The organism is Novipirellula sp., assembly GCF_041583735.1.
Taxonomy (GTDB): Bacteria; Planctomycetota; Planctomycetia; order Pirellulales; family Pirellulaceae; genus Novipirellula.
The window spans coordinates 1-2,751 of record NZ_JBFHFD010000889.1 but is presented as its reverse complement, the minus strand read 5'-3'; the positions used below and the strand labels follow the sequence as shown (position 1 = coordinate 2,751).

At 50.6% G+C, this 2,751-nt stretch carries 4 protein-coding genes; all 4 read right to left on the bottom strand.

Annotated features, from left to right (window positions below):
* Positions 1–234 precede the first annotated feature (234 nt).
* Positions 235–552 (bottom strand): hypothetical protein, encoded by a 318-nt coding sequence (locus ABX962_RS34205; protein ID WP_372726143.1) that lies wholly within the window; start codon positions 550–552, stop codon positions 235–237.
* Positions 553–691: 139 nt separating this feature from the next.
* Positions 692–1,324, bottom strand: a complete 633-nt coding sequence (locus tag ABX962_RS34200; RefSeq protein WP_372726142.1) for a hypothetical protein — start codon at positions 1,322–1,324, stop codon at positions 692–694.
* 116 nt (positions 1,325–1,440) lie between these two features.
* Complete coding sequence (locus ABX962_RS34195) at positions 1,441–1,932, bottom strand: hypothetical protein (protein WP_372726141.1); 492 nt, start codon at positions 1,930–1,932, stop codon at positions 1,441–1,443.
* Between the two features lie 670 nt (positions 1,933–2,602).
* Positions 2,603–2,713 (bottom strand): DUF1569 domain-containing protein, encoded by a 111-nt coding sequence (locus ABX962_RS34190; RefSeq protein WP_372726144.1) that lies wholly within the window; start codon positions 2,711–2,713, stop codon positions 2,603–2,605.
* Positions 2,714–2,751 lie beyond the last annotated feature (38 nt).

The following is a 2,751-nucleotide window of genomic DNA, read 5'->3' as shown; positions in this document are numbered from 1 at the left end:
TGAGCCGAACGCATCAGGGCTGTTTTGAAGTGCGCGAAGCCGGATGCTTCGAAACAGGTCGACATCTGCGTTCGTTGCTCTGCGACAAGAGATCATGAAATTCCATTCGAATAACGTTTGACGTTACGCCGATCCGGCGGTTGAAGTTGTGTTGGCCGAGTTTAGCAAGGACGGATGCGCGGTGCACGTCGTGGGTAGATGCCGAGGAACGACAAAAAGGACGCATTGTGCAAATTACGATCCTAGCAATGGTTCATGTAGCATGTCCAAACGTATTGTTTTGATGCCGGTTGCAGATTCAAGGATCGAGGCAAAATCGGCCGTTGCGATAGTGAGTCCCAACCGATCGGAAAACACCTGCAAGTTCGGAACCTGGGATGCATCAATAACCCAATTCAGAACCCTTCTCGCGTATTTCGGGTCTCGTACGCCGTCAAAATATTCCAACTTAGCGGCGTTAAAGTCAATGATTTGGTAGCGATGCAGCGGCACGAGAAAGCGGTAAAGTTTAGGCCGGCGAAACGTGCGACGAATCCGGATAGGAAATGGCACAAACGCCATGTCAAACGACGATGCCCATGATTGGTAAAAATTTTCTGTTACGGTTATCGGTGGGAAACGATATCAGTCATTTTGTTGCAGAACGTTGGTAATCACTGGGCGGCGAGGTTGATTAACCACTCCAGCGCCGTCAGATCTCGGCCTTCGGTGCAGCTGATGGTTCTGCCTTCCGTTGTGCATGCATCAGCATCCTGAATACGGAAGCGAGAATGACAAGCGTAGCTATAGCAGTGGACACGCACACAATTGAGGCAGCACCGATTTGCAGCGGATACCGCGACGTCAACAGCGAGTTGCGAAACGAAATGGCAATTGCGGAAACCGTCATAATAACAAACAGCGATGAAAGTCGGTAACGGAAACGCAAATTGTACCGAGCACAGAATGAGCGAGCGCCCCAATAAGTGAGAAACGCAATCAACGCTGCAATTGCACAATCGGCACCCAGTAACCAGCGATTGAAGGCAATGGCCTTTGCGTCGTCGACGGGCCATCGAGAAGTCCAGGGTATTTCGTCAATCGCCCGCACGTTTGGCGTCGGCTGGAACACCGATGAGCGTACAACAAACGCAAATGGCCATCCATGAGCCCAGTTGTTAAAAGGTGGCTCTCCATTGAAGTCACCTGGTCCACGCCATTCCCGGCTCGAGCTGTCCCAAAACGCCAGATGAATTTGGTAGCCATCTAGATTGAGCGTGGCGAACGCGAGCAGCGTCATAAATCCTACGCAGAGAGGAATCCCACTCGATACTGCTGTTTTCATTCGGTGTCTTCGTGGCATCACGGCAGCGATCAACCGGTCGCCGCGAGTGATCATCCACTTCGAAAACCACGACTCGGCGACTTGTCGTGCATCGCATTGTTCTGCCCTGTTTCAGACTAACCTGTTTGTTCGGCGCTAACCCGCCGTAGCCTGACAACGGTGTCGACGTGTATGTCCAGTCGACCATCAGGACCATTGTTTGGATCGTCGCATGCGCCGGTCAATTCAATTCGAAATCGGTCATCATCACGATCAACGAATCGTAAGCGAACATTATCAAATCCGAGGTGTTCGTAGTAATACAGGTTTGTCACATGGTCAGCAATGGATTCGTCGTACGAATTAGGGATTTCAATCAGCTTCTGTAGGATCGATTCAGAATCAAAATGAGCATCAACCCATGACAGACTTATCACGCATTCGGAGTCGTAGTCGTCCCCACCCTGTAAAGCAGGCAACTCCGTTTCGATGACGATCCCGTGTTCTTCGCGCGGTTCCCCCGACGGCAGCTTGCGAATGCGATGAGTGTAAAGTTCTCCATCGTCTGCAAACGAATACACAGACTTACCGTCCACGCCGGTCATCGTTAGCTGGTTTGATGCGATCATGAGTAAATTCGCGGTGGCAGAACGGCAACGATCACCCAGTCGCCGCCACTTTAGTTTGTGTTTACGAAACGATCACGCCGGCGACTTAGGTGCATCGTGTTGTGCCCCGATGTTTTGCCGCTGTCCGTCCGTTGATTGTAGCGAATCGATTGACGCCAGCAAAAGCCCGCTCTTTGCACTGCCTTCGCACTGTACAACCAGCTTCACAGCACAAAAACATCTTCACAGCACAAAAAGCTGGCAACGAATGAAACCACAGATGAACGCTAATGAACACCGATTACCTCCTGACGCATCTGCGTGAATCCGAGTTCATCTGTGATTCCCACTTCTTAGGTTCCCCGATTTGCAGTCCGACACTCGTCACGTTTGCAGCAAAAAACATCCTCGGTTTTCATCCGTCATACCACGTTGGACCGCCAAGGCCAATTCATCGAATACTAATTTCCAATCGGGGTGCGAGGTAATTATCTTCGGTTGTCGAGGTGCTAAGTTGATCCCGTGAGTGTTATTGCTGGTCGGACCATTGACACAGCAAGTTTTATCGCCTGTGCCACGAGAGCTTATCTCCGCTTGGGGAATCACCGAGTATCGGAGAATCAGAATCTCAGGTCAAGAAATTTGGTTGGCAAATTCTCATGGTGGACATATTGATTTGCAAAACGTGGAGTCAGAAAAACAAACCCATATTGCTAGGGTGGAACTCAGCAACAGTGAGCGTCATCTGCAACGAAAGATTCAGGTGGTCGAGAATCTGGGCAAGACTCCATTGCCCGGTCAACTCATTGCCAACTTGACGCAAGTGACGAACGTCCTCGC